Source organism: Aquimarina sediminis, assembly GCF_002895435.1.
GTDB classification, from domain to species: domain Bacteria; phylum Bacteroidota; class Bacteroidia; order Flavobacteriales; family Flavobacteriaceae; genus Aquimarina; species Aquimarina sediminis.
Genome location: NZ_POYJ01000010.1, coordinates 116,438 through 142,003 on the forward strand (window position 1 = coordinate 116,438; position 25,566 = coordinate 142,003).

At 33.4% G+C, this 25,566-nt stretch carries 21 protein-coding genes; 7 read left to right on the top strand and 14 right to left on the bottom strand.

Features of this window, described 5'->3' with window-relative positions; genetic code table 11:
- Window positions 1-37: 37 nt before the first annotated feature.
- Together C1X07_RS18850 and C1X07_RS18855 are read right to left on the bottom strand one after the other, a co-directional pair.
- The gene (locus C1X07_RS18850; protein ID WP_103071592.1) at window positions 38-1,333 is read right to left on the bottom strand and encodes a DUF4374 domain-containing protein; all 1,296 of its coding nucleotides are present in this window, start codon (window positions 1,331-1,333) and stop codon (window positions 38-40) included.
- A gap of 31 nt (window positions 1,334-1,364) precedes the next feature.
- On the bottom strand, window positions 1,365-3,746 hold the full coding sequence (locus tag C1X07_RS18855) for a TonB-dependent receptor (protein WP_103071593.1): 2,382 nt from the start codon (window positions 3,744-3,746) through the stop codon (window positions 1,365-1,367).
- A gap of 111 nt (window positions 3,747-3,857) precedes the next feature.
- On the opposite strand from C1X07_RS18855, the gene C1X07_RS18860 reads away from it, so the two are divergent.
- Window positions 3,858-4,871 carry a helix-turn-helix transcriptional regulator gene (locus C1X07_RS18860; RefSeq protein ID WP_103071594.1) on the top strand — a complete coding sequence of 338 codons (1,014 nt, stop codon included), beginning with the start codon at window positions 3,858-3,860 and terminating at the stop codon, window positions 4,869-4,871.
- A 50-nt stretch (window positions 4,872-4,921) separates the two neighbouring features.
- On the opposite strand, the gene C1X07_RS18865 is transcribed toward C1X07_RS18860, so the two are convergent.
- Window positions 4,922-5,281: a hypothetical protein gene (locus tag C1X07_RS18865; RefSeq protein WP_103071595.1), complete on the bottom strand. Its 360-nt coding sequence runs from the start codon at window positions 5,279-5,281 to the stop codon at window positions 4,922-4,924.
- Window positions 5,282-5,377: 96 nt separating this feature from the next.
- Between C1X07_RS18865 and C1X07_RS18870 the strand changes: the two genes are divergently transcribed.
- The gene (locus C1X07_RS18870; RefSeq protein ID WP_103071596.1) at window positions 5,378-5,923 is read left to right on the top strand and encodes a flavodoxin; all 546 of its coding nucleotides are present in this window, start codon (window positions 5,378-5,380) and stop codon (window positions 5,921-5,923) included.
- Between the two features lie 103 nt (window positions 5,924-6,026).
- Here C1X07_RS18870 and C1X07_RS18875 read toward each other — a convergent pair whose 3' ends face one another.
- From C1X07_RS18875 to C1X07_RS18925, 11 genes are all read right to left on the bottom strand, one after another.
- On the bottom strand, window positions 6,027-6,854 hold the full coding sequence (locus C1X07_RS18875; protein ID WP_103071597.1) for a crotonase/enoyl-CoA hydratase family protein: 828 nt from the start codon (window positions 6,852-6,854) through the stop codon (window positions 6,027-6,029).
- A 5-nt stretch (window positions 6,855-6,859) separates the two neighbouring features.
- On the bottom strand, window positions 6,860-7,966 hold the full coding sequence (locus tag C1X07_RS18880; RefSeq protein WP_103071598.1) for a heparan-alpha-glucosaminide N-acetyltransferase domain-containing protein: 1,107 nt from the start codon (window positions 7,964-7,966) through the stop codon (window positions 6,860-6,862).
- Window positions 7,963-8,913 (bottom strand): sterol desaturase family protein, encoded by a 951-nt coding sequence (locus tag C1X07_RS18885; RefSeq protein WP_103071599.1) that lies wholly within the window; start codon window positions 8,911-8,913, stop codon window positions 7,963-7,965. The genes C1X07_RS18880 and C1X07_RS18885 overlap by 4 nt, the downstream gene beginning before the upstream one ends.
- A 59-nt stretch (window positions 8,914-8,972) precedes the next feature.
- Window positions 8,973-9,605 (bottom strand): nitroreductase family protein, encoded by a 633-nt coding sequence (locus C1X07_RS18890; RefSeq protein WP_103071600.1) that lies wholly within the window; start codon window positions 9,603-9,605, stop codon window positions 8,973-8,975.
- A 3-nt stretch (window positions 9,606-9,608) separates the two neighbouring features.
- Window positions 9,609-11,450: an IucA/IucC family protein gene (locus tag C1X07_RS18895; RefSeq protein WP_103071601.1), complete on the bottom strand. Its 1,842-nt coding sequence runs from the start codon at window positions 11,448-11,450 to the stop codon at window positions 9,609-9,611.
- An 11-nt stretch (window positions 11,451-11,461) separates the two neighbouring features.
- On the bottom strand, window positions 11,462-12,067 hold the full coding sequence (locus tag C1X07_RS18900; protein WP_128755324.1) for a GNAT family N-acetyltransferase: 606 nt from the start codon (window positions 12,065-12,067) through the stop codon (window positions 11,462-11,464).
- 10 nt (window positions 12,068-12,077) lie between these two features.
- Window positions 12,078-14,537: a GNAT family N-acetyltransferase gene (locus C1X07_RS18905; protein WP_103071603.1), complete on the bottom strand. Its 2,460-nt coding sequence runs from the start codon at window positions 14,535-14,537 to the stop codon at window positions 12,078-12,080.
- Between the two features lie 10 nt (window positions 14,538-14,547).
- The gene (locus C1X07_RS18910; RefSeq protein WP_241507288.1) at window positions 14,548-15,735 is read right to left on the bottom strand and encodes an MFS transporter; all 1,188 of its coding nucleotides are present in this window, start codon (window positions 15,733-15,735) and stop codon (window positions 14,548-14,550) included.
- Between the two features lie 61 nt (window positions 15,736-15,796).
- Window positions 15,797-17,122 (bottom strand): lysine N(6)-hydroxylase/L-ornithine N(5)-oxygenase family protein, encoded by a 1,326-nt coding sequence (locus C1X07_RS18915; RefSeq protein WP_206604254.1) that lies wholly within the window; start codon window positions 17,120-17,122, stop codon window positions 15,797-15,799.
- A 12-nt stretch (window positions 17,123-17,134) separates the two neighbouring features.
- Window positions 17,135-18,640: a pyridoxal phosphate-dependent decarboxylase family protein gene (locus C1X07_RS18920; protein ID WP_103071606.1), complete on the bottom strand. Its 1,506-nt coding sequence runs from the start codon at window positions 18,638-18,640 to the stop codon at window positions 17,135-17,137.
- Window positions 18,641-18,904: 264 nt separating this feature from the next.
- Window positions 18,905-20,008, bottom strand: coding sequence for an alkaline phosphatase family protein (locus tag C1X07_RS18925; RefSeq protein WP_103071607.1), 1,104 nt, complete (start codon window positions 20,006-20,008; stop codon window positions 18,905-18,907).
- A 291-nt stretch (window positions 20,009-20,299) separates the two neighbouring features.
- On the opposite strand from C1X07_RS18925, the gene nirK reads away from it, so the two are divergent.
- From nirK to C1X07_RS18950, 5 genes are all read left to right on the top strand, one after another.
- A complete protein-coding gene (gene nirK / locus C1X07_RS18930; protein WP_103071608.1) occupies window positions 20,300-21,775 on the top strand; it encodes a copper-containing nitrite reductase in 1,476 nt (491 codons plus the stop codon).
- A 16-nt stretch (window positions 21,776-21,791) separates the two neighbouring features.
- Window positions 21,792-22,577 carry a formylglycine-generating enzyme family protein gene (locus tag C1X07_RS18935; protein ID WP_241507289.1) on the top strand — a complete coding sequence of 262 codons (786 nt, stop codon included), beginning with the start codon at window positions 21,792-21,794 and terminating at the stop codon, window positions 22,575-22,577.
- Between the two features lie 25 nt (window positions 22,578-22,602).
- Window positions 22,603-23,211, top strand: a complete 609-nt coding sequence (locus C1X07_RS18940) for an SCO family protein (RefSeq protein ID WP_103071609.1) — start codon at window positions 22,603-22,605, stop codon at window positions 23,209-23,211.
- Between the two features lie 18 nt (window positions 23,212-23,229).
- A complete protein-coding gene (ric, locus tag C1X07_RS18945; protein WP_103071610.1) occupies window positions 23,230-23,952 on the top strand; it encodes an iron-sulfur cluster repair di-iron protein in 723 nt (240 codons plus the stop codon).
- 296 nt (window positions 23,953-24,248) lie between these two features.
- Complete coding sequence (locus tag C1X07_RS18950; RefSeq protein WP_103071611.1) at window positions 24,249-25,448, top strand: hypothetical protein; 1,200 nt, start codon at window positions 24,249-24,251, stop codon at window positions 25,446-25,448.
- Window positions 25,449-25,566 lie beyond the last annotated feature (118 nt).

Genomic DNA, 25,566 nt, shown 5'->3' on the forward strand with positions numbered 1-25,566 from the left:
CCTAATGTCCGGGAGTGTTTTTTCTCAAAAGGTTAGGTTAGTTAGTTACTTTAAAAATTCCTTTGAGTGCTAATCCTTGTACTTTTGCTCCTTTGGTTGCTACAGCAGTTTCCGGATCTACAATATAAACATGAGTTTCTCCTTTATCTGCATTCTCACCATTAGGACCTATTACATCTCCAACACGGCTACTTAAATATGCTTTACCATCTTCTACAAACATCGGAGACGTATATCTACTAGCATGAGCTGGTATTCCCTGAACATTGGTAACTGTTTTATTTATAAGATCTATAACTACCATTTTAAAGAAGCTACCTTGTTCTTTAAATACGCCCCAATCTCCAACTGTATCATCCAATATAATTCGGGCGATTGCTTTACCATTTCCTACATAATCCATCCAGAATATTTTTCCTCCATTTGGTGCATTCTCTACATCAAAGAAATAATCTTTATCAAATTCTGTAGCTCCATTTTTAATTCTTAAAATACCTGAAGGTTTTGTTGCAGCCGTAAAACCAGCACTTAAAGCTGAAGTCGAGAAAGAATAAATATCTCCATTTTCTGTTTCCTCAATTCCGGTACTGTGCCCGTTAACACCAATAGGGCTTGTTCTATTATCTTCTATTATTTTTTCTAGTTCGAACTCAGGGTATTTAAGAACTGCTACATAAGCTCTGTCTACATCTGGTGTCACGTATGACCCATCTGCCAACCACTTATGATAAGAAATAAATAATTTTCCATCTCTTAATACCATTCCTGTAACCCATGGAATAGATCCCGGATTTTTTGTAGTACCATCTCCTTTATCTATATCGATAGGGTGTTCTACAATTTTTTCTAGTTTTCCGGTCTCTGCACTTATGATATGAAATCTCTTATCAGATAAACCTCCATAAGAAAGTTCTACTGCCAACAATGTTTTATCATCTATAGCCGCGTAATTATCCAGAGTAGACTGAAACACAAAATTTCCTTTTTCTACTAACTTACCATCTTTATCTAGACCATAAGCTATACATTTATCATCATCAGAATATCCTGCAGTAAATACTGTATTTTTTACACTATGAAAAAACCTCCAACCTTTTAATGGCGTCCCTTGTCCTTCTACCGAAATCTCACCTTTTGTAAGTGACTCTAATGATGGTAATTCTAAGATATAATCCTCAGACCCGACAGACTGAAACCCTACCACATACTTGGAAACGGCGGTTGGACCCGGATCAGGAGTTACGACTGGATCATCATCACTACTACAAGAGATCGTGACCATAGAAATTGCTATTAGAAATAGCAAATATTTAGTATAATTTATTGTTTTCATTACGATATGATTTTGATAATTATTAATTGTTTTAGTTTGACAAATAGTATCTAAACTTTACATAGAAAGCTCTTCCTGGCTGTTGTATTTCGAAGTTGTCATATATTTTGGCATCGGTTACGTTTCTTGCCAGTATAGAAACATTGTACATTCCATTTTTAAAAGAATATCCAAGCTGGGCATTATGCGAAAATTGTTCTGGGATGATATCTCTTTCGTCGGGGTTTCCTTCTATAAAAGAAGTCAAAGGGTAGTCATGTACATAATAAGAACTCCAGGATAGTGTTACCTGGTCATTTACAGAAAATACATCTTTTAAATTGCATCCAATTCTTGCATTACCAAATAGATAAGGAATATTTGCAATTCGCTGGTTTTTCAGGAAATCTACCCCAGCACTTTCTCCTGCATTGAGATCTATAATATTTTGATACGTAGCATTAAGATCCAAAAATAGTATATCATTATACAATGTTCTTAATTCTCCTTCAATTCCTGTGCTTCTGGCAGCAGCAGTATTATAAAATCTAGAAAAAATCCCCTCAGATCGTATGGTAATAAAATTTTCTGATTCTCTGAGAAAAACATTAGAATCGAAACGTAACTTAAATTTGTTAATATCTGTATTCAAAAGAACTCCAAAATTTGCATTATAGCTTTCTTCTGGCAATAATTCGGGGCTTGATTTTAACAAAAATCCATCTCCAAATACTTCATAACCTTCTGGAATTCTAAAAGTTCTTTCAAAAGATCCTTTTACCTGAAAGTGATTAGAAAATTTATATGTAGAAGCAAATCCATACCCTACCTCTTCAAAGGTATTGCTAAAGTTTGTGAATTTACTTTCTTCTTCATTATCAAATACGTCTTCAAGTATCCCTTCAGAATTTAATAAATACCCTTTAGCAAATAAAGTTGTATTCCAGGAAGCATCAAATACGCTCAAATCATAAGATAACCCAAATATGTTTTTATCGACAATATGTGGATCCTGAAAAGCAATTCTACCTGTTTTTGCTGGGTCCTTGCCTTTTCTTTTTACATAATTCTTTGAGTAATTAAAATTTAATGTACTCTGATCACTAACCTTATAACTCACAAAGGTATTTATCAGGTGTGTATTATCCTTAAACTCAAATAACGTCTTACTAAACTCAAATTCACCTAAGCTTTGATCTCCTCTTTCAATAAACCCTCCGAACCAATCATATTTTCTTGCCGAGGTGTCAACTACCTTATCGTTATTTTCTCCCAGAGAAGCATAGAGCTTTAGTCTTAGTTTCTCTTTAAGCAGGTTTGCTTTTTCATAAATGACCGACGCGTTAAAAACATTGTTTTTTGTAAAAACTTCTCCAAATGGGTTTTGAGGATCAATAGGGTGTTGGATTTCATTTTTATTTGCCGCTGCTGTTATTCCTACCAATAATCGATCTGCAAAATTTTTATCTACTAAGCCTGCTTGAAAAGTAACCATTTGGGAGTTATATGCATCGTGAAATCGTCTCACATTATCACGCCTAATCCCAGTATCATTACCTAATTCGTCTCTTACTTCGATATCATCTATTTTATAATCGTTATCAGAATAGTTGTAAAATGAAGAGGCTTTAATCACAAATCCTTTATCGTCATAATACTGTCCATTTATTGTAGCGCGATGCGTATTAAAAGACCCTACATCGTAAGACACATCTATAAAATCATTTTTGCGTTGATTTGTTATAACATTTATTGCACCACCTAAGGCATCTGCTCCCAAATTTATTGGTACAACACCTTTAAACACCTCAGCTCTTTCTACAAGAGTAGCGGGAAAATTATTTAGGGATATTGAGCTTCCAAAATTTTCTAAAGGAATCCCATCTATAAAAAATTTAACCTGTTTACCAGACAAACCATTTAATGTAAAATCAAATCCAGACCCCAAACCTCCACTCTGCCTGATATTTACTCCTGGAATTGTAGTTAAAACAGCATTAATATCGGCGCTAATATTTTTAAGAGCCTTGGTTTCAATAACTTCAACCTCAAATGCTTTCTCTCTGGTTGACTGCGCCTTAGATTTCCCCTTTACAATTACATCACTTAACTCTTTGATATCTTCTTGTAAAACAATGGTAAGAGATGTTGTCTTCTGGTTACTAATAGTAATTCTCTTGGTATAGTTTTTAAAACCTACAAAACTAGCTTTTAGAGTATAAGACCCCGAGGGAAGTTCAATGTTGAATTTACCATCAAAATCACTTACTGTACCTCTGTTTTTAAGTTCTACCACCCGTATAGATGCTTCTGGAATTGGAGTAGAATTTTGATCCAAAATTACACCAGTTACTCCGCTCTGAGCATTACCAATTACAACACATAATAGCAGAAAAAAAAGACAACTATTTTTTCTTAAAATAAACACTGACATCACAATTTTTTTAGAACAATTTAGTTTAGACTTTTATAATATTATTTATATTTGGTCTAAATAAATTTAATTGCAAAATTAATATCTAAGGAAAGAGAAAAATGACGCATTATGGATAAAAAAAGACGCAATAAAGAACTCTTAAAACCAGTTTCCTTGAACAACCAAAACCAATGCACGTTACACTCTGTTATTGAACTAACTAACACTCAAGAACATTGTGGCGTAATCACAAAAAAATTTCAGTTTTTACCTCAATACGGCGATGGAAACTATGAATATAGTCATTTTGATGGCTTGCAAATAGCAGTTTTTAATGTTTCTCTAAAAAAGGATTTTCATGTTTCTGGCTCCAAAATAATAAATGCCTTAGAGTTATCCTACCTTATTGACGGAGAACAAATTATCAAAATTGAAGGAAGAACTCATGATATGATTTATGAAAGTCAAGAAAGCTACCTTGTTTATCTCTCCAAAATCTCTGGTTGTATAAAATATCATAAGAACAAACATTTTAAAGAAGTTAAAATCCGTATGAATCCTGATTTTATAAAAAAGCATAAACTTGATTTAGAATATAACATTCAGGAAAAGTATGCATTAGAGAAACTTAATAAAAATTTCACTAAACCATTATGCACAAAGACTCAAGAAATACTAGCCGAAATTCTTACAGATACCAGGGATGGATTATTAAAAAGGCTGTTTCTTGAATCAAAAGTACTAGAATTGCTCTCTTTACAATTAGAAATACAGAAGAAGCCTAAAACCGAAATTTCAAATACAGATAATCTTATTAAGAAATTATATGAAGTACAATTCATAATAAACTCTGACTTGACTATTCAATATTCTCTTCACGAACTAACCCGTATGGTTGGTCTTAATGATTTTATTCTTAAAAAAGAGTTTAAACGTATTTTTGGTACTACAATCTTTGAGTATGCTTTAAACTTAAGAATGACTAAGGCAAAAAAACTGTTAAAGCATGGCAAAAAACCCATATATGAAATTTCAGAACTAGTAGGGTATAAAAATTCTACTCATTTTACTGCGGCTTTTAAAAAAATAGAAGGTACCACTCCCAAAAAATATAGACAAAAAGGCTTAGAGACTATACAATAAAACATCCTACACTATGATCACTTTACTGCGGTATATCAAAATATTTGTTCTTAGTTTATATGATTATTTTCTAGAATGTTGTTATACTCTTCATGAAACAAAATTCCCATAACTAACTCCTCTAATCCATCAAGAATCTCAGGCGTCAGTTTAAAGTTAATTTCTACCTGCGGTGTATTACATTTTATGGTTTTATATCCTCCTTGATTACTACAGTCTTTACATTGACATCCTTTTTGTGCTGAACGAATAACGGTTAGAAAAGACTCTATTTCTTTAATATCCATCAAAATAGCTACATCACCAATATGTATTTGTATTTTTTGTTTAGGATCATTCTCTAATTTACTATTTTTTAAGGTATAAGCTGCTCCGGTACTATTATAATATAAAGGGTCTAAAATATACATATCTATTAAATTTCAATATTCAAATTTATTACATTATTTTTATTTAGAATAATTAAAAATAATATATTTTTGTAGAAATATTTAATCTGAATAATTATGGAAAAAATTGGTTTGTTCTACGGATCAGATACAGGGTGTACAGATGACATTACTAAGGATCTTGTTTCTATATGGGGTGATGAAGGGTTGGTTGTAACAGAAATAGATGATGCATCAAAAGAAGATTTTGAACAGTATAAAATCATAATCCTTGGATTGTCTACATGGTATGATGGAGATTTACAAAGCGACTGGGAATCCTTCTTTGATGAATTTCAAGAAATTGATTTTACTAATAAAGTCGTAGCCATTTATGGTCTAGGAGATCAAATAGGATATGGAGAATACTTTATTGATGGTGTTGGAATATTAGCAAAGGTTGTTTTAGAGAATGGCGGAGATATTATTGGGCATTGGCCTATTGAAGGATATCGTTTTACGGATTCTGTTGCATTAATAGAAGGGAAAGAAGATTATTTCTATGGTCTCGCAATTGATAATGATAATGAATCTCAATTAAGTGATGAACGTCTAGAAAAATGGATCAAACAAGTAAAACTAGAATTAGAACCTTATTTGATCCCTGAATACGCTACCGTATAGCGACAATTCGTTTTCTTATACGTATCACTAATTAAAGTACTTATTAAATGCTATACAATTAAGTAAGCTGCCTTCAACCATACAGGTTCGGTCTATATTTTAATTAGATTGTTACTTTTACCTTTCTGGATTGTGCATTTCCTAAAATTTCCATTTTACGCAGGTCAAATGCACTAATCTGAAGGCATGCTTCTACCCATAAGTCTGTAATTTTTAAAAGCTCTTCTTTGACTAGTGGCAACACAATTTTCTTGCATTGCAAATGATGATATTCAAAGTTAAATCGTTCTTTTAACTTATTTACAAAGTTATATAAAGATATCATTGCCTTGTCTTTTTCTGCAAGCTCTTCTACAAGCCCTAATGATTGTAAATACCTAGCTTTAAACGTTTTGTTGTTTTTCAAAATTATATCTGCATCTACAGCACCTAATTTTCTGGATAAAAAACTATAGGCTCCCATACCCGGAAACAAATTGAATTTATTTTCTGGTAAACAAAATTTCACTCTTTCATCTGCTATAATAAAATCATGTGCCAATGCACATTCGAAACCACCACCATATGCATTTCCTTCTACCAGAGCAACAGTTATCGCTGGCAACCCAAAAGAAGTGTACATATTATAGATAGCATCTATACACAAATGTGCATATGTTCTTAATTCATCAACATTATTAGCTCTAATGTTTTTTAGAAAAAAAGGAAGATCTCCTCCCATATTATAAATACCAGAATGTTCTGAAGCCGAAACAATAAATTTTAGTGGTCTATCGGGATCCGCAAAATAGTCTTGTACCCAAGCTGAAAACTCCTTAAATTCTTTAAGTCCTTTTAAACAGAAATTAGGCATCCCAGTATCTTTAATTTTCCATAGTAAGAGTTCATGGCTTTTAAAATATTCTACATTAATACAATCAAACTGACGCATATTGGTTAAGGTTTTTGAAGAGATATTGATTTTTTAGTAATATTGGTTTTATTATTTTTTAGTAAAGGCAGTTTATCTAACATCATTTTTTGGATCCCCAGGGTCAAAATCACATAAAAAGGAATCAAAATCAGAACGCCTATAATTCCGAATTGTTGATACCCCAGTGCTCCCATCCCCCAACAGATAACAACCCATTGAATTATATATATTGTAGTTACTCGTTTGCTACAGTAAAAGAAAAAATCAAAAACTCTATTTTCTTTCACTTTGCTTACCAAGAGGTTAGCTAACCACATTAAAATTAGGTTAAATCCTGCCAAGTAAATAGTTCCCCCAGGTCCTAAATGAAAATAATCTCCAAAGTGGTATTCAAAATTAGAGAAGCACAATCCACCACCAATGATCATCAGAAAAATACCTGCAATTCCCATTCTTTTAAAAATATGAGCATCGCTTTTATTTTTTTCTTTATACCACATCCCGAAGAACATTCCTATAAGAATAAAAGAAAACCAAGGAAATACAGCAAAATATACATTCCACTCTGCTCCCCAAATCAGATCGAGGATATAATCTATCCCTCCTATTCCTAATCGGAAACCGTGTACCTCCTTGGTCACTACAGCAATTATAAATGCGATAACTAAAGGGACATATTTGTTTTTAGAAAATTTATTGATGATTCCCATAAATAGTAATGACACTCCTGCTAACTGTAAAATATCACCTGTTAGCAACATATAAATCATATTATCTAATATAACAGGAGTTGTCCATCCATAAGCTTCAATAAAAGCATCGGGTACTGTCCCAATCAAAACAGGGACAACAAATTTTAAAAAATTCATAATATACCCAGCCGCAAGGATGTATAAAGCACGTTTTATAGATAAAACAATGCTTTGATTTCTTGATAGCGTAAATGATACTCCCATTGCTATTAAAAACATGGGGGTTCCTTTTCCTATAAAATGAACGACTTCTCCTAACCAGGTATCTGCTTGAGTTGGTATATCTCCATAAATCCAAAGTGTATGCACCATAATTACCATCAACACACTTACCCCTCTTGCCAGATCTATTGCTAAAATTCTTTCGTTACTTTTCATTTATCTTTTAAGTTTATGCTTTGAGTTTTTGTTTGTTTTATTAATTCTTCTTGTATCCAAGCCTCAGACCTATAGTCGCTAGCTTTTTTGCCCCCATCAATATGGTTCCAACCGGGATACATAATTAGGTATTTGAATTTATCAGACCACTTTGTTGCTGTTTTCATATCGTTCCAAAGTTCTTTCCACAATACCATCTGAATCTGCCATTGGCTCTCGCTATTTATACTATCACCCATCAAACCATATATTGGTTTTTCATCATCAAGTTCTTCTTGTAGAGTGCCAAAAATTTTATCCCATATAGAAAAGGTTTCCCCATAATTGGTATCTAAGTACTTATGATTTTTTGCATGATGCACTCTATGTAACGAAGGTGTTATGAGTATTTTTTCTAACCAAGGTCGTCTGCCAACTAATTTTTCACTTACATGCTCATAAAGCCCATATAGATTTGCAATCATCTCAATTATAAAAATCATAAATGGATTAAACCCGAGTAATGGAAGCCACAAGATTGTATGAGGCATGTGTAAAAAAATGAGAAATGATCCTCGTACTGCTACGGTTAACTTCATTTCTTCTGCTGTATGATGTACGCCATGGATACACCAAAAAAAGCGAACTTTATGCCCTATAAAATGCAATACATAAAACATAAAATCATATACAAGATAAGCTAGAACCCATATATACCATTCATACCCCAGAGTAAATAACCGATATTCATATCCCCACATCATAATCCCCAGGATCACAATCTTACCCAAAAAAATATAAGGAATAGATTGTAACACATAGGATACAATATTAACCACCCCTTCTTTGTGACTCTCTATTTTTTTAATTATAAACAGAACTAGCCACTCTATAGCCACAAGGCTTATAATAATAATTCCTGAAATACTCTCAAATTTACCTACCCACACTTGGATTGTTTCGGTCATATCGTTTAAAAAAAAGGTTAATACTTCTTCTATTTGGTGAGATTGCACTACCTCACTCTTTATTTCTTATAATCACGGGTTAACTTTCTGGATAAAGGTTTACGTTTTCTTCTTCTCTTCTCTAAGTTGTTTTTGGGGTATCCCATAAAAAAAACACCAAGACATTTTTCATTAGAAGCAAGTTCTAGATACTCATTGCAATACTGTATAGAAGCCTCGCATGTATCCCAATAACAGCCAATCTCCATAGCGGTACAAGAGAGCCACATGTTTTGTACTGCACAGGAGATAGCTGCGATTTCTTCCCACTCTGGTATGCTAGCTCTTTCATTGCGCTGAAAGATGATAGCCAACATAGATGCATTTTTTGCATACTCCAATGTTTCTTGATGTCTGGATTTTGGAAACTGATGCTTAGACAGTCTTTTCTGATAAAAATCAAGCATGTATTTTCCTAAATCTGTATGATGAGCACCTTCTAACAATTCAAAACGCCATGGTTGCGTCATTTTATGAGTAGGAGCCCAAGTGGCATTAGTAACTATTTCTTCAATAATCTCATTCGTTACTTTTTTACTAGAAAAAGAAAAAGCATAGGTAGTTTTTCGTTCTCTAATTAGTTTACTAATAAGATGTAGTTTTCCTTTAGCTGATTCTGCGATCGTTTTATGATTTAATAACCTTGAGTTCATTTTTTAGATATTACTCATAGCAGAAACTTGTACAGTCTTACTACTATACTCTGCGATTGGGTTTTTAAGAGTCCCTACAAACTGTAAACTTTCAATAGGATCAGCTAGGTCTAACATTTGTTTTGTGTTGTTTAATTGTAGTCTATTCAAGCAACATCTATCAAACTCAGATTCAAAAAGGTTATACTTTATATATTTCTCTTCCAATTCTGGATGTTCTTTCTGGTATGTATAGATACAATCTGCTACAAGTTTCCAAAACAGTTCTTCTGGGTATCTTCCATGTTCTGCTAATACATTTGCCATAAATCGGAAAAAACAATCAAAAACATCAGTAAAAATTGACAACACCTTCATCTTATCAGAGGTTTCTGTATACAGGCGTTTTACTTTTTCTGGTAAATCCAACTCGGGGTTAAAAACGATGACTTCTTCTGTTATATCTTTCATCAGCACTTTTACTGGAGTATGATTTTCCATAACCATAATGAGGTTTTCTCCATGGGGCATAAAAACCATTTCGTAAGTATAAAAACAATGTAACAATGGACTCAAATAACAATGCAAGTATTTTTTTAACCAGACCGAAGTGTCAAAAGGAGAAGATTTTATCAGTTCGACAAGCAATGAAGACCCATCTTTATCCATATGCAAAAATGCCGCCATGGTCATGACTTCTTGATTCGCTTTAATTTTTGATTTTGGTGATTCTCGCCATAAAGACGATAGCATTTTATTATGAGCATTTGTCTTACCTAGAACTTCGTAGTTGAAGTTTCTATATCCCACCGTAGCTACTTCACCAAGCATCATAAAACCAGTTTCCTGAAGATATTTATCATCTTCTAACAATTCGGTTATCCAGGCTGTAATACTAGGGGTACTTTGCATATAGTATGGAGAGAGACCACGCATAAACCCCATATTGAGAATAGAAAGCGCTGTTTTGGTATATAATTTACCTGGATTCGTTTTGTTATACAATGTTCTGATGGATTGCTGAGCAGAATACAGGTCTTCTCCTTTTCCTAAAAACACAAGATCCTGATTTGCTATATCAGCAGCAAAAACATGAGCAATTTTATTATGCCACTGCCATGGATGGACTGGAATAAAAACATATGATTCCATATCCAACCCTAAACTCTCCAATACATCATTAAATTTGGCAATCGTTGCAACCCCTAATTCTTTTTGCATCAAAGACTTGTACTCAAACCCTTTTACTGCCGTAAAGGTAGCCTTGCTCAGATGTCCAGCTAACCAAATAAGTTGAAACGAATTATCAGCTTCTGGAGCGTATTTGTTATAATCTTCAATGTTAAATCCAATCCGACCATTATTGGCTACAAAACAAGGATGTCCTTCTGTCATAGCATGCTCGATCACTTGAAAACTACCTTGAACAAGCATCGAAGAAGTAATGTTCTTGTTATGATATTTATATGCTGCCCCCGACAATGTGCTGGTAATTTCTTCTAAATATGTAGGTAACATATCGTCAGGAATACCTAAGATATCCTTAAATTCTAGAACAAAATGAATTGCATCTATGACTGTTGGAATTCCATTTTGTTTCTTTAGAAGAGTCTTTTCATCGATATGCCAATGATCTAAACTTCTTCGCTTAGCTTTAAATTCATAAGTCACACCTGGGGTGTTTGAAGCTAAAACATAATGTCCCCACTCTTTCTCCTTACGAAGAAACTTTGGTTCCAAAAGCAATTCGTGTGAAAATTCACTAATTGCTTTTTTCACCAAAGCACGATTTACTTCTTTCCAGGCTATTGGAGTTAAATGATCTAGGTTTACCTCAGTTTCAATTGGTTTATCTATTGTAATCATTGATTTTGTTTTTAGATGGCGCTACTTTTATCATTAATGGACAACAGTGCTTTCTTATAATCTTCTTTTTCACAAAAAGCTATTGCTGCTCTCTTATGGGGTAAATCGACTTCTTTATGATATTTGAATCCAGCCTTTTTATTAAGTATGTGAATTTTATCATTTCGTACATCGGGTTCTACTACTATACGATCTGTTCTTGGATCAGTAAAGAGATATTCAATTATGGTAGAAAAAACATACCATGTAAAATTTGAGATCTTTTTCTTGGCAGGTCCCACTAAAATATGCATCCCGCAATCTCCTTCTTTAGCATCGTAATAATCCGAGATAGGATCTTTTGAAGCTTTATAGCGCTCCATTAAAAAAATAGGTTGATCATCAAGCATACCTATAAAAGCGTCATGATGATTCGACTCTACTATTTCTTGGTAAGCAATTTTTACTTCTTCCAGAGTATACTCCTGCATCCCCCAATAAGTAGCATAAGGTTTGGTTACCCAATCATATATGGTTTGGACATCTTTTTCTAAGTCAAAAAATCGTAACTGTATATCTCCAAGGCTTTTAATTGTTTTAGAAAAAACAGTAGTTGATAGTATCGCAGCGTTATTCATAAATAGATCCTTATAGTTGAGGAGAGTATTCTTTTCTTTTAAAAGCAGCAATTGGATTTTGTAATCTCCCTGCAAATTGAAGTAGTGCTACAGGATCATCCAAATCTATCATTTGCTTGTTATTATTTAACTGCAATCGATTAAGGCAGGATAAATGAAAATCTGATTCAAAAAGATCATATTGTCTAAATTTTGCTTCATTTTCTGGATAACGATCTTGATATTCTTGAATATTTTCTGCTACCCCTTCCCAGAATTTTTCTTCAGAATATCCTGCATGTTCTACTAATATCTGAGACATAAACCTGAAAAAACCATCAAAAACATCTGTAAATATGGATAGTAGCTTTACATCTTCGGGTACAGGCGCATACATACGCTTCAAGTGTTCTGGAAGGGCTACATCTGGACTGAGAATGCAAGCTTCTTCTGTTATATCTTTAAGCAATATTTTTACAGGAATATTATCTTCTAGTACCATAATTATATTTTCGCCATGTGGCATGAAGACCAAATCAAAATGATAAAAACAATGTAACAGCGGACTTAGGTATGCCTTAAAGTATCTACGTAACCATTCAGATATTGATAATCCAGAAGCTTCGATAATCTTAGGAAGAAATGCTTTTCCGGCATGGTCAACATGTAAGAACGCTGCCATAGTCATTGGTTTTTGCTCTTCCTCTATGGCAGACATAGGGCTTTCTCTCCATAGCGAGGCTAACATCTTATTGTAATCATTATGTGGACCAAATTCTTCAAAGTATGGATTCACATAACTAATAGAACCTATCTCTCCCAGCATTCTAAATCCGGTTTCCTGAATATATGAATCCTTATACAGTAACTCTTCTAACCAAACTGCCATTTTTGGAGCCGTTCCTAGATAATATAAAGGCAGTCCTCTCATAAATCCCATATTCAAAATTGAAAGAGCAGTTTTGGTATAAAATTTTTGAGGATTGGTTGTATTAAATAGTGTTCGTACTGACTGTTGCGCAAGATATTGGTCAGGACCATAGCCTAAACAAATTAGATTTCCTATTGCGATTTCTGGTGAAAAAATATTTGCCAATTTATTGAACCATTGCCATGGATGCATAGGAATAAACAGATAATCATCTGGATCAAAACCTTTATCTTCTATTACTGAATTAAATGACGAAATTGTATCTTGATCTAATTCTTGTCGAATTAACACTTCATAAGGTAAATTCTCTATTGCGGCATATACAGTACTGTTTTTATGACCTGCCAACCATATCAGAGAAAAAGAATTCCCTGCCTCGGGAGCATAAGATCTATAGTCACTACTGTCAAAACCTATCCTGCCATTATTAGCAACAAAACCTGGATGACCTTCTATCATAGATTGCTCTATGGTTTGAAAATCCGAAGATACCAAATCTAGTGCCCCTGGGTTTCCTTTTACATATTTAAAAGCGCTCCCGTAAAGAGTACTAATAATTTCTTCCAGATATACTGGCATAGCACTATCATCTATACCTAACTGTTTTCTAAATTCTTTAATAAATAAAATAGCATCGAGGCGTATTGATTTCCCATCTTCATATTTTTTGATAGAAAGTTCATTAATCCAAAGATGATTTAATGCTAGCTTTTTTGCCCGATATATATATTGAATTGTATTGTTATCTGCTTTTAAAACATATGTATTCCACCCATCAGCAAGTTCTTCAATTATCTTTGGTTCTATAAGTAATTCATGAGCAAATTCGCATATTGCCTTTTTGATTAACAGGGTATTTACTTTCACCCATAATTCAGGCTGCATATGTGCCACTGATTGCTGAGGCGAAACAGCATTATCGAGAGTATTCATAGCACTTCTTTTATTCATTTGTGGAGATATTTTAAGTTGTTGGTGTGTTTCTTTTGTTAAGAATGCAAGTTGTGCAGTCTTATGTGGGAGTTCGACTATTGCATTAAGTTGAAAACCTACTCGTTGACAGAGTGCAAACATTTTTTTATTTCTTATGTCTGGCTCTACTATAATTCGATTTGTTTTTTCATTCTGAAAAACAAAATTCATGATAGTATCAAACATGTACCAGGTAAAGTTTTTAATTTTACCCTCTGTTGGTGGTGCTACGATAATATGAATTCCGCAATCATCATCCTTGGCATGATAATGATCTCCTATAAGATCTTTTTGAGGATGATAGCGTTCTAATACAAAAACAGGCTGGTCATTATATTCCCCAACAAAAACATCATAATGATCTGGTTGCATTAAGGTTCTATATTCTTGTTTTACTTGCTCAAGAGAGCATTGTTGCATCCCCCAGAACATAGCATAGTCACGATTTACCCAATCATGTAATGTGGTACTATCTTTTTCAACATCAAAAGAGCGTATATCAATATTCCCAAAACCTTCATAAGATGATGAAAACACATAAGCTTCTTTTGATGGTACTGCAAAATTTGTATGTTCTTGAACTGACATATAATAATCTTTATGTTTTTGCTAGTTGCTTTACCCGTGTTCTAAATATTGTTTTGTGAAATAAGAAGTAGTAGACTCCCAATGTTATAAAGAAACCTCCAAAAGCTACTGTAAAAGGAGTTTGCACTCCATTAGCATCTACCAAGATTCCTACAGAAAAAGAAGCCAGTAATATTCCTAGATTTTGAAAGAAATGTACTTTACTATAGTCTACCGCATATCGGTCTGGAGAACTAAATTCAAATAACAAAACATCAAAACGTACTAGACCTTGAAAAATCGCCCAACCGTAAACAATCCTTCCTAATATGACTATTGCACCAAAGGGAAGCCCTTGAAGAATTAGTCCGATTACTCCTAAAAACAATGCTGGTATAATACCTTGATATTTGGTTTTAGAAATACGTTTTGTATTCACCCAAAGAGCAATTAAAGCCACAAACCCAGGGATTGCATATATAGACCCTGAGATTAATTTACTATTGTACTGGGAAATACTTTCCCAGTACAAAGAGAAAAACGGGCGGATTATAAAATCACTGAAATATAAGATCATCGTTACTAATCCAATCTTAAGAATAAAACCTTTGGGGATAATTTTATCCTTGGCATCAAGGGTAGATTTAGTTTCGACAATCTTTTTGGTATCATATCGTTTACTAGACAATAGATATATACTCATTCCCATTTGTATAAAATCTCCAGCGGCCATGATCAGAAAAATATAGCTGGCATCAATAAGATCTACGGTTAATCCACCGATAACGGCCCCTAAAATTCCTCCCATATGCACGACAACTGATAGTAATCCAATAGTATTTGCATGTTCTTTTTGAGTAATTATCTTTAAGATATATGGATACACCAAGAGATAACTTCCTTTAAATAATATCATTACCAAGGATATTACCCAAAAATTAGTGTAAGATGTAGTGGTATAACAAAGTAATGCTAGTATCCCAGCTATACCTTGTGTGTATATCAAAATATTGAGTTCAGTAACCTTTTTAGATATATATGCCCAAAATGGAAAAGCAATCATTACCATAAAACAAATAGCAGCAAAATAATACCCTACATATTCTGGATTAGTAACTCCAAATCGCGCTTCAAAAAACTGTGGATAAAAGGGGTGTAACAAATAGTCACTTACCACAGCTATCAAAGTCATGAGGATAAGAAAATTTTTCAAACTCATAGTGACAACATATTATTTCTTTGGCTCCATTTCTTTTTACTACCTAGGTACATATATCAACTTAGTACGTAATAGACTCTATTATTTCTTCGTCCTGAGTTACTTCAAACTGTTGAAAAGCGATACGTTTTTCTACTGGGTAATACTCCTTTCCTGTTAATTCTTTAATTATAAAAGAATTACGATAACATGCCATTCCTAAATCAGGAGTAACAAACCCATGAGTATGTAGCTCTGCATTTTGCACAAAGATGTCTTCTCCTTTTGTATCGATACTATAGTTACGATGTACTGCATAACGCTCTTTATCGTCCCATAAAATACGATCTGCGATACCTTCTATAAATTCAGGTTTCTGATACGCATAACCAGTAGCGAGGACTAATGCTTCGGTTTGATGTCTATACAGCTTATCTTGTTCAATTTGATGTAGTTTCAGACTAAATTTGTCTTGATCATCATACTGCGCTGCAGTTAACTCAGAATTAGTACGTAACGATATCTTAATATCTTTATTGGTTAATTGCTTGGTGTAGATCATATCATAAATATCTGCTATAAGATCCTGATTGATTCCTTTAAAAAGATGTTTTTGATTATGAATTAAATCATCCCTCTTGTCTGATGGCAAATTATAGAAATAGTCCACATATTCTGGAGAAGTCATCTCTAAGGTTAGTTTGGAATATTCTAATGGAAAAAACCTAGGTGATCTGGTAATCCAATTTAACTGATATTTTTTTATATCAATATCCTGTAAGAGATCATAAAAAATCTCAGCTGCACTTTGTCCACTCCCTAGTATAGTAATAGATTCTTTGGACTGTAGTGTTGATTTGTGCCCGAGATATGAAGAAGAATGAACTGCCTTCCCTTCTAGTTGCTTACAACAATCTGGCACAAAAGGCTGGGTTCCCGTACCTAATACAAGCTTTTTTGCTTTATATATCTTTATAGCATCTGTATTGGTACATCTTGATGTAACAACATAATATTTCTCATCACTATTATATTGTATATGTGTAACCTCTGTATTAAAAAATAAGTTCGGCAATTTTGATATTACCCATTGACAGTATTGATTATATTCATTACGAAGCAGTAAGAAATTCTCTTTTATATAAAAAGAATACATTCGTCCTTGTTCTTTTATATAGTTTAAAAAGCTAAAAGGGCTAGTCGGATCTGCCAAGGTCACCAAATCTGCCATAAACGGAATCTGAAGTGTTGTATCCTGAAGTAGCATCCCAGGATGCCAATCGAACTTAGGTCTTCTATCTAAAAAGATGCCATTTAATTCATCAATCGGCTCAGTTAAACAAGCTAGCCCCAAATTAAAAGGTCCTATTCCTACAGCTACATAATCTACTATTTTAGTATCACTCATCTTAATATCTTTTTAGTTATTCGTTGTATATGTTATTCCTTGTTCTTTAATCATTTTTATGATTTCAAACAGATCTTCTTTTGTCGACCTAGGATTTAATAAGGTAAATTTCAGGTAGATCTTATCATTAACCTTAGTACTTGCCACAGAAGCTTTTCCAGAATTGAATAATGTATTCTTAATATTCAAATTCACTTCATCCAGTTTTTTTTCGTCTGATATTTCAGGAATTTTAAATCGAAAAACTATTGTACTTAATTCTGGCCTATGGGCTACTTCAAAATAGATATCATCTTTAATACTATCATATACATCTAGTGCCAGGTAATGTACAGCTTCAAGAAAAGAGCCAAGGGTTTTAGCTCCGGTTACTTTTAGCGTAAACCATAATTTTAAAGCATCAAATCTTCGAGTAGTCTGAATTGATTTTTCGATAAGGTTAGGATGCTCTTCGTCCCTACTTTCTAATGGATTTAGATAATCTGCATAATATGATATATATCTAAAATATTTTTTATCTCTTACTAAGAATGCACTAGAGCATACTGGTTGAAATAATGTTTTATGAAAATCAATAGTCATAGAATCTGCATGTTCTACACCATTTAGTAAATGTTTATGAGAATCTGTTAACACATAGCAGCCTCCATAAGCCCCATCCACATGAAACCAAATATTATATTCTCTGGCTATTTTTGAGATTGTCTCAAGAGGATCAAAACTTCCAAAATCGGTTGTTCCTGCTGTAGCTACAATCGCAATCGGGATATTTCCTTGTTGTTTTTCTTTTTCTATGGCTTGAACTAGGGCATCTGTTTTCATTTTCATCTCTTCATCTGTACCTACTGGTATTACAGAATCATACCCCATACCCAATAAAGCAGCATTCTTTTTTATACTAAAATGTGATTTCTCCGAACAAAAAATACGAAACTTACTCACTTCATTAGACCAACCGTTCTCCTTAAGATTTATACCATAATGTGTAAATGCATAATGATCTCGAGCCATTAAAAGTGCTTTAAAATTGGATTGTGTTCCGCCACTAGTAAAAACCCCATCAGATTGTGATGGAAAATTCATTTCATGACAAATCCAACGTATAATTTCTTGTTCTATTAAAGTTGCAGAGGTACTTTGATCCCAAGTTTCTATAGCTGTATTCACAGATGAAGCTATTAGATCTCCTACCAAGGCAGGTAATAAAACGGGGCAGTTAAGGTGTGCAACATAATTAGGATGATGAAATGAGATAGCATGATCCAGAAATATATCTTTGACCTCTCGCAACGCCTGATCAACAGACATATTGGTCTCCGAATTTACAGAAATCCCTTCTTTTCGCGACTTGAGCATTTCTACCGACTCTCCACTATAAAAACAATCATTATCCAAAAAAGCTTTTATATATTGTACTGTTTTTTGAATATATTCCTCGTATTCACGTTTAGAATGAGCATCAAAAAGATAGTCGACAGCAAGATCAGGTTTTAGAGTAAGTTGGGTTTCTTGTAACATAGTTATTTTTATTTGGTCTAAATAAATTTTAATACAAAATTAATGATCAATAGAAATAACTAAATGACGTGAATAGGATAAAAAATGACGTGAATCTATAATTAGTATATTTTGTTAATTAAGACCAATCCTCACCTTGCTTACATTCGCTTATTTTAACTTTTTTTTAAAACAATAACTAAAAATAGATATATCAAAAATGACCAACTATCTATGATAATTGGCCACCATTGAACATCAATATTTTTTATAAGAAGTTTACTTTTACTTTTCTGGAAGCACTATGACATCAATAGGTTTTCCTGCCTTTTCAATAGGATACTCTATTCCTAAGATCTTTGCTACCGTAGCGGCTATTTGATTACTAAATAACTGTTCGTTGTTACTAACCTCTCCTAATACATTTATTCCTTTTCCAAATGCAACAAGCCATACCTGCCCAGCATTTTTTATGTTCTTTCCATGGCTTTTCCAGGTATCCAGAGGGTCAGTTCCCCTGCCATGATCAGTAGAAATAATGAAAACTGTATTATCTTTATAAAAATAATCTTGCTGCGTAAATTCCCATAATTCTTTAATTAAATTATCAGTATTATGAGCTGCCTTAAGATAAGCTTCATAGTTCCCATCATGAGCAAAATCATCTGTCTCTCCATATGCAATATATACCAACTCAGGATGATTTTTCTTCATATGCTCTAATGCATAATGATGGGTAAACGCATCAAATCTCACTGAACTCCAAGGGCTAGGAACTTGATCTTGTAATAGATTTAGAAATACTTCTCTCGAACTAAGACCTTTTCCTTTTAATACTTCAAAACCCGCATTAACAGGAACTCCAGAACGATCTTCATTAATTATATACGGAAAAACATCCCAGCTTCCAAAAGCAGCTACTTTTCCTTTATACTCGGGATGATTATTTATTATTTCTAGTACTGTTTTATTAGGGTTATTTACCTTACTATTACTAGTAATATTTTTATCATCGGCCACTCCTGTTAAGATTTCGTTATAACCAGGATATGAAAACCACATAGTATTAGTCAAATCTACCTTGCTTCCTACGTTTCTATTACCATGCAGCTGCCCTATTTTAGTAACATTTTTCCAAAAGAAGGGCATTAAAGCTTCTCTTCGGTCTTTTGCTTCTGATCTCCAAAAATCAGACTTCAAGCTAGTTATATCGTGCACATACGCTTTATTTTCTATCAATAAAGAATCTGCCCCTGTATAAAGCTCTTGCCATCGTAAGCCATCCAGTGTGATCAAAACAACTTTGACAGGTTTCTCTTCTTGTGCATTTCCTTTGGTAATAAAAAAAAGCACTATAAAAATGATTACAATTGTTGTATATCTATTCATTTGTTCCCGTTTTATCTATTCTTATTAGTACTACGCTACAGGCTCAATATACCTATAAAACATGGAAAGTTAATTTTTTTCCTACCACTTTTTAACCCATATCTTTATTACTTAAAGAGCTATTACTATAACCCCATCCAGAACCTTTGTAAAACCAATAAAACAGTCTCCCTCACTGCTATTTCTCTTAATATATGACAAATATCATATTTTTATGAATTTCAATTATGTAATCTTGCTAAATAAAAGATAAAAAGGTCTTTTAATTCTTAATTCCAAATTATTTGCCACATGGATACACAATTCAAAAAATTAAGTTTGCCCACAATAGGCTGTGGTTTACTCTTACTAGCCTTATTGGGAGTGTTTTTTTCTTGCTCTAAAGGAAAAGACGAAGCAAAAACCTATCACAGCCCAGAAACTATTCCTGTTAGTAGGGAAATGATTGCTGAACTCACCTCGCCTCCCAATGTCCCAAAACCTACCGGAAAAAGAAAAGCCAAAAAACTTATTGTAAACATGGAAGTGTTAGAACAAGAAGGAGAAATGACTGATGGTGTAAAGTATGTATATTGGACTTTTGGCGGATCGGTTCCCGGAAGTTTTATTAGAACCAAAATCGGAGATGAAGTAGAATTTCATTTAAAAAATCATCCAGACAACAAACTGCCTCATAACATAGATTTACATGCGGTTACAGGGCCTGGTGGTGGAGCAACCTCTTCTTTTGTTTCTCCTGGTCATGAAGCTCAATTTTCTTTTAAAGTAATTAACCCTGGGCTTTATGTCTATCATTGCGCAACAGCTCCTGTGGGAATGCATGTTGCAAATGGCATGTATGGACTTATTCTCGTAGAACCAGAAGAAGGGTTACCAGAAGTAGATAAAGAATTCTACATCATGCAAGGTGATTTTTATACTAAAGGCGAAAATGGAGATAGAGGGTTACAACCCTTTGACATGAAAAAAGCTGTAGATGAAGACGCTGATTACGTAGTTTTTAATGGTAAAGTAGGATCATTGACGGGCGATAATGCAATTACGGCAAATGTAGGAGAAACCGTACGGTTATACGTAGGAAATGGCGGTCCAAACCTAGTCTCATCATTTCATGTTATTGGAGAAATATTTGATGTTGTACGTGTAGAAGGTGGTGACTTAATTAATGAAAATGTGCAAACAACTTTGGTTCCTGCTGGAGGTGCAGCCATTGTAGAGTTCAAAGTAGATGTCCCAGGTACATTTATTCTTGTAGATCACTCCATTTTTAGAGCTTTTAACAAAGGTGCTCTCGGAATGCTCAAAGTGCAAGGAGATGACAATAAAACAATATACTCTGGTAAACAAGAAGAAGGTATTTATCAACCAGAAGGAGGTGGAATTCAGGAAATACCAATAGAAGAAGGATTAATCAAAGAAGAAGTAGCCATGACTCTTGAGGATAAAATGGAATATGGTAAAGCAACCTACATGCAATCATGTTTTGCTTGTCATCAAGCAGAAGGACAAGGAATACCTAATGCTTTTCCGCCTTTAGCTAAATCCGACTACCTCAACGCCGATGTAAACCGTGCTATCGATATTGTGTTAAATGGAAAATCAGGTGAAATTACGGTAAATGGAGAAAAATACAATAGTGTAATGACTAGACAAGATTTAACAGATGAAGAAATATCCAACGTACTAACTTATGTTTACAACAGTTGGGGTAATTCTAAGAAAGAGATTACTGCATCTATGGTAGCCAGCAGAAGAAATGCTCATTAATACAAAATAAACACTTATGAACCCCTTACTAAAAACAGTAATCATATGTATTACATCCATAATATTATCACCTAGTGTAGTTGCACAAACACAAGATATGGTTACTGTTAGAGGGGGAGTTTACATTCCTTTATATGGGGTAGATTCTACGACCGTAAGAGTAAATACTTTTTTAATGGATATCTACCCTGTTACAAATAAGGATTTTTCAATGTTTGTACAGAAATACCCCGAGTGGAAACGTGATAATATCAAAAGATTATTTGCAGACGAAAATTACCTCACACTCTGGGAGACAAATGATCTTCATGGAGATCAACTACTCCCCAATAGCCCAGTAACCAATATATCATGGTTTGCTGCAAAAAAATATTGCGAATGCCTAGGCAAAAGATTACCAACAGTAGATGAATGGGAATATGCTGCCATGGCAGATAAGCAAACAGCAGATGCAAGAAAAAAAGAAACGTATAACCAATTTATACTAGAGTGGTACGAAACTCCAAAAACTTTTAACAATACAATCGGATCTACTTTTAAAAACTATTGGGGAGTATATGATTTACATGGATTAGTCTGGGAATGGACAATGGATTTTAATTCTGTACTTATATCAGGAGAATCTCGTAAGGATGTCGATAAAGACAGTAATCTATTTTGTGGCAGCGCCGCTGTGGGTGCTTCTGATTTAATGAACTATGCAGCATTTATGAGGTACGCATTTCGAGGAAGCGTAAAAGCTAATTATGCCATAAAAAACTTAGGCTTTCGATGTGTCAAAGATATAGATATACTACCATAGACAACACTACTAAATTCTAAAAGAAATGAAAATTAAAATTGTACTATTACTTGGGGCATTTATACTTCTATATTCTTGCAATAAAGAAAAAAAGCAAGAAGAACCTATTGCCATAAAAATAGAAAAAGAAAATCAACCTATATCTGAACTATCGATTTATAATCTACCATCGATATGGACTAGTCAAAATAATGAAGAAATAGAACTTAAAGAGTTAAAAGGTAATGTTCTGGTGATGGTAATGATTTATACTTCTTGCAAAGCAGCTTGCCCAAGGTTAGTTGCAGATATGAGAAATATCGAAGAGCAAATACCCCAAGCCAAAAAGAAAAATGTGAAGCTAATACTTGTAAGTATTGATCCAGAAACAGATACACCCAAACGGCTAAAAGAGTTTTCGATAGAAAATAATATGAACTCAGATCAATGGGTGTTCCTTAGAGGTTCTAAAGAGGATACTAGAGAATTTGCAGCGGTCCTCGCTGTAAATTATAAAAAAATCTCTCCAATGGATTTTTCACACTCTAATATCATAAGTGTTTTTGATCAAAAAGGAGAACTAGCACATCAACAAGAAGGACTAGGGGTAAACAATAAAGAAACAGTAGCAAAAATTATAGAACTAGCACAGTAAGTGCATAAAAAAAAGAATATGACAATTACAGAAAATAAAACCGTTGCAGAAATCGTAACCGAAAACATTAAAACAGCCCATATATTTAAAAAATATGGTATTGATTTTTGTTGCGGAGGAGGGGTTTCTGTTAAAACTGCCTGCAGTGATAAAGATATCGATTTTACAGTTTTAGAAAAAGAATTATCTGCAGTAGATACAATTATAAAAAATGTTCACGACTATAACAATTGGGACTTAAATTTCTTAATGGATCACATTATCAATATCCATCATAAATATGTAGAAGAAAGCATTCCATTACTTATACAATATTCAGACAGAGTAGCAACAGTACATGGAACTCATTACAAAGAGGTAGTCGTCATAAATAAGCTATTTCATGAAGTAGCTCAAGAACTTACTTCACATATGAGAAAAGAAGAACTTGTTTTGTTTCCTTATATCCAACAACTAGTTAATGCAGAAAAAAACAATGCTTCGCCTATGGAAGCTCACTTTGGAACTGTGAAAAATCCAATTCGAATGATGGAATCCGAGCATGAAAATGCTGGGGATATTTTTAAAAAAATTGCAGAATTAACGAATAACTATATGCCACCAGAAGGTGCTTGCAATACTTTTAAAGCTCTCTATTCAAAACTAGATGAATTCGAACAGGATTTACACCAACATATCCACTTAGAGAATAATATCCTTCATCCAAAAGCCGTACAATTAGAACAAAAATTAATATCATAACAGATTTCACCTGGATTATACTATTAAAAAGTTGGTTATAGGTTTTTGATGTCTCCACGAGCTTTCTCAAAACTATCCCCATTATTAAAAACCTGTATAACAAAGGTAGCGTGATACCCCAATGCTACTTGTAGTTTAGCTAACAATAATATTAATCTGGGACAAAAAAAGAGGGTTCCTTACTAAAAAAAAGAGTCATTAAAATCTTAACAATGGCTCTTTTTTATATTTAATTAGCCCTTAAATCATTTAATCTTACGACAATTCATTTTATTTGTAGCGTTTTCTGTTTGTATATGGCATATTTAAAAAAACATATCAATATAGCATTAGGATACTTCCTCATTATTGCGCTATTAGGATTATTATTACGGCTGTTTACAGTAATACCTATTGCTGCCAATTATAAATATGTTATACACACGCATTCTCATATCGCTTTATTAGGATGGGTATATACTGCATTAACAACTCTTATCTATAAAATATATCTTACAAAAAAAGAGATTTATAAAACCTATAAAATCATTTTCTGGAGTACGCAGGTAACCATAATTGGTATGCTTGTCACCTTCCCTTTTATGGGCTACGCGCTATATTCTATTATTTTTTCAACACTTTTTTTACTAGCCTCCTACTGGTTTACCTGGTTCTTTATTACCCATACGAGCAAAGAACAAAAAGGTACATTCTCTTATAAATGTATTAGAATTGCTCTCTATTACATGATACTTTCCAGTATTGGTCCATGGGCACTAGGAGCGATTATGAATACGTTGGGCAATACCTCTATTTGGTACAAAAATGCCATCTATTTCTATCTTCACTTTCAGTATAATGGGTGGTATATTATGGCACTGCTTGGTATATTTTTTTTTATACTCGAGCAAAAAAAAATTTCTGTTTCTAAACCAAAGCCCAATATCTTATATACGACCTTACAAACAGGAATTTTACTCTCTTTCTTTTTATCTGTTTTATGGACCGAACCTCACTTTGTCTTTTATATTTTGGGAGGGGTTGGAGCACTGTTTCAAATAGTAGCTTATTACATTTTGATCAAGATTATTATAGACTGCCGACCACAACTATATAATCACTTCTCTACTACAGAAAGAGCACTTTTTATATTAGTAACCTCTCTTCTGGGGTTAAAAATAGGGCTACAAGCTATCTCATCGATCCCCTATTTTTCTGAACTAGCATATGGCATTATTGATTTTGTAATCGGATACCTACATCTTACTTTTTTAGGAGTCGTAAGTCTATGTCTTTTTGCTTTTCTCAGCCATCTGAAGCTACTTAAACTCTCTAAAATTTCGATGGCATTATTTGTTATTGGATTCCTGGGTTCAGAAATTCTTATCATCTACAAAGGAATTGTCATATGGCTAGAACTTTCTTTGTTTCCTAACTACTTTTTTTCTCTGGCGTGCATCAGTAGTTTAATGGCTATTGGCATCATCTATCTTCTTGTATATCAACTCAAATCATAACATCTCACTGCTTCTATTTCACGATGCTATTTCTTAATAAAAGAATAAAAGACTTTTTTGTCTTAAATATGATTAAAATCATATTTTAAAAGCCCTACAGCCCATACATTTGCTTTTA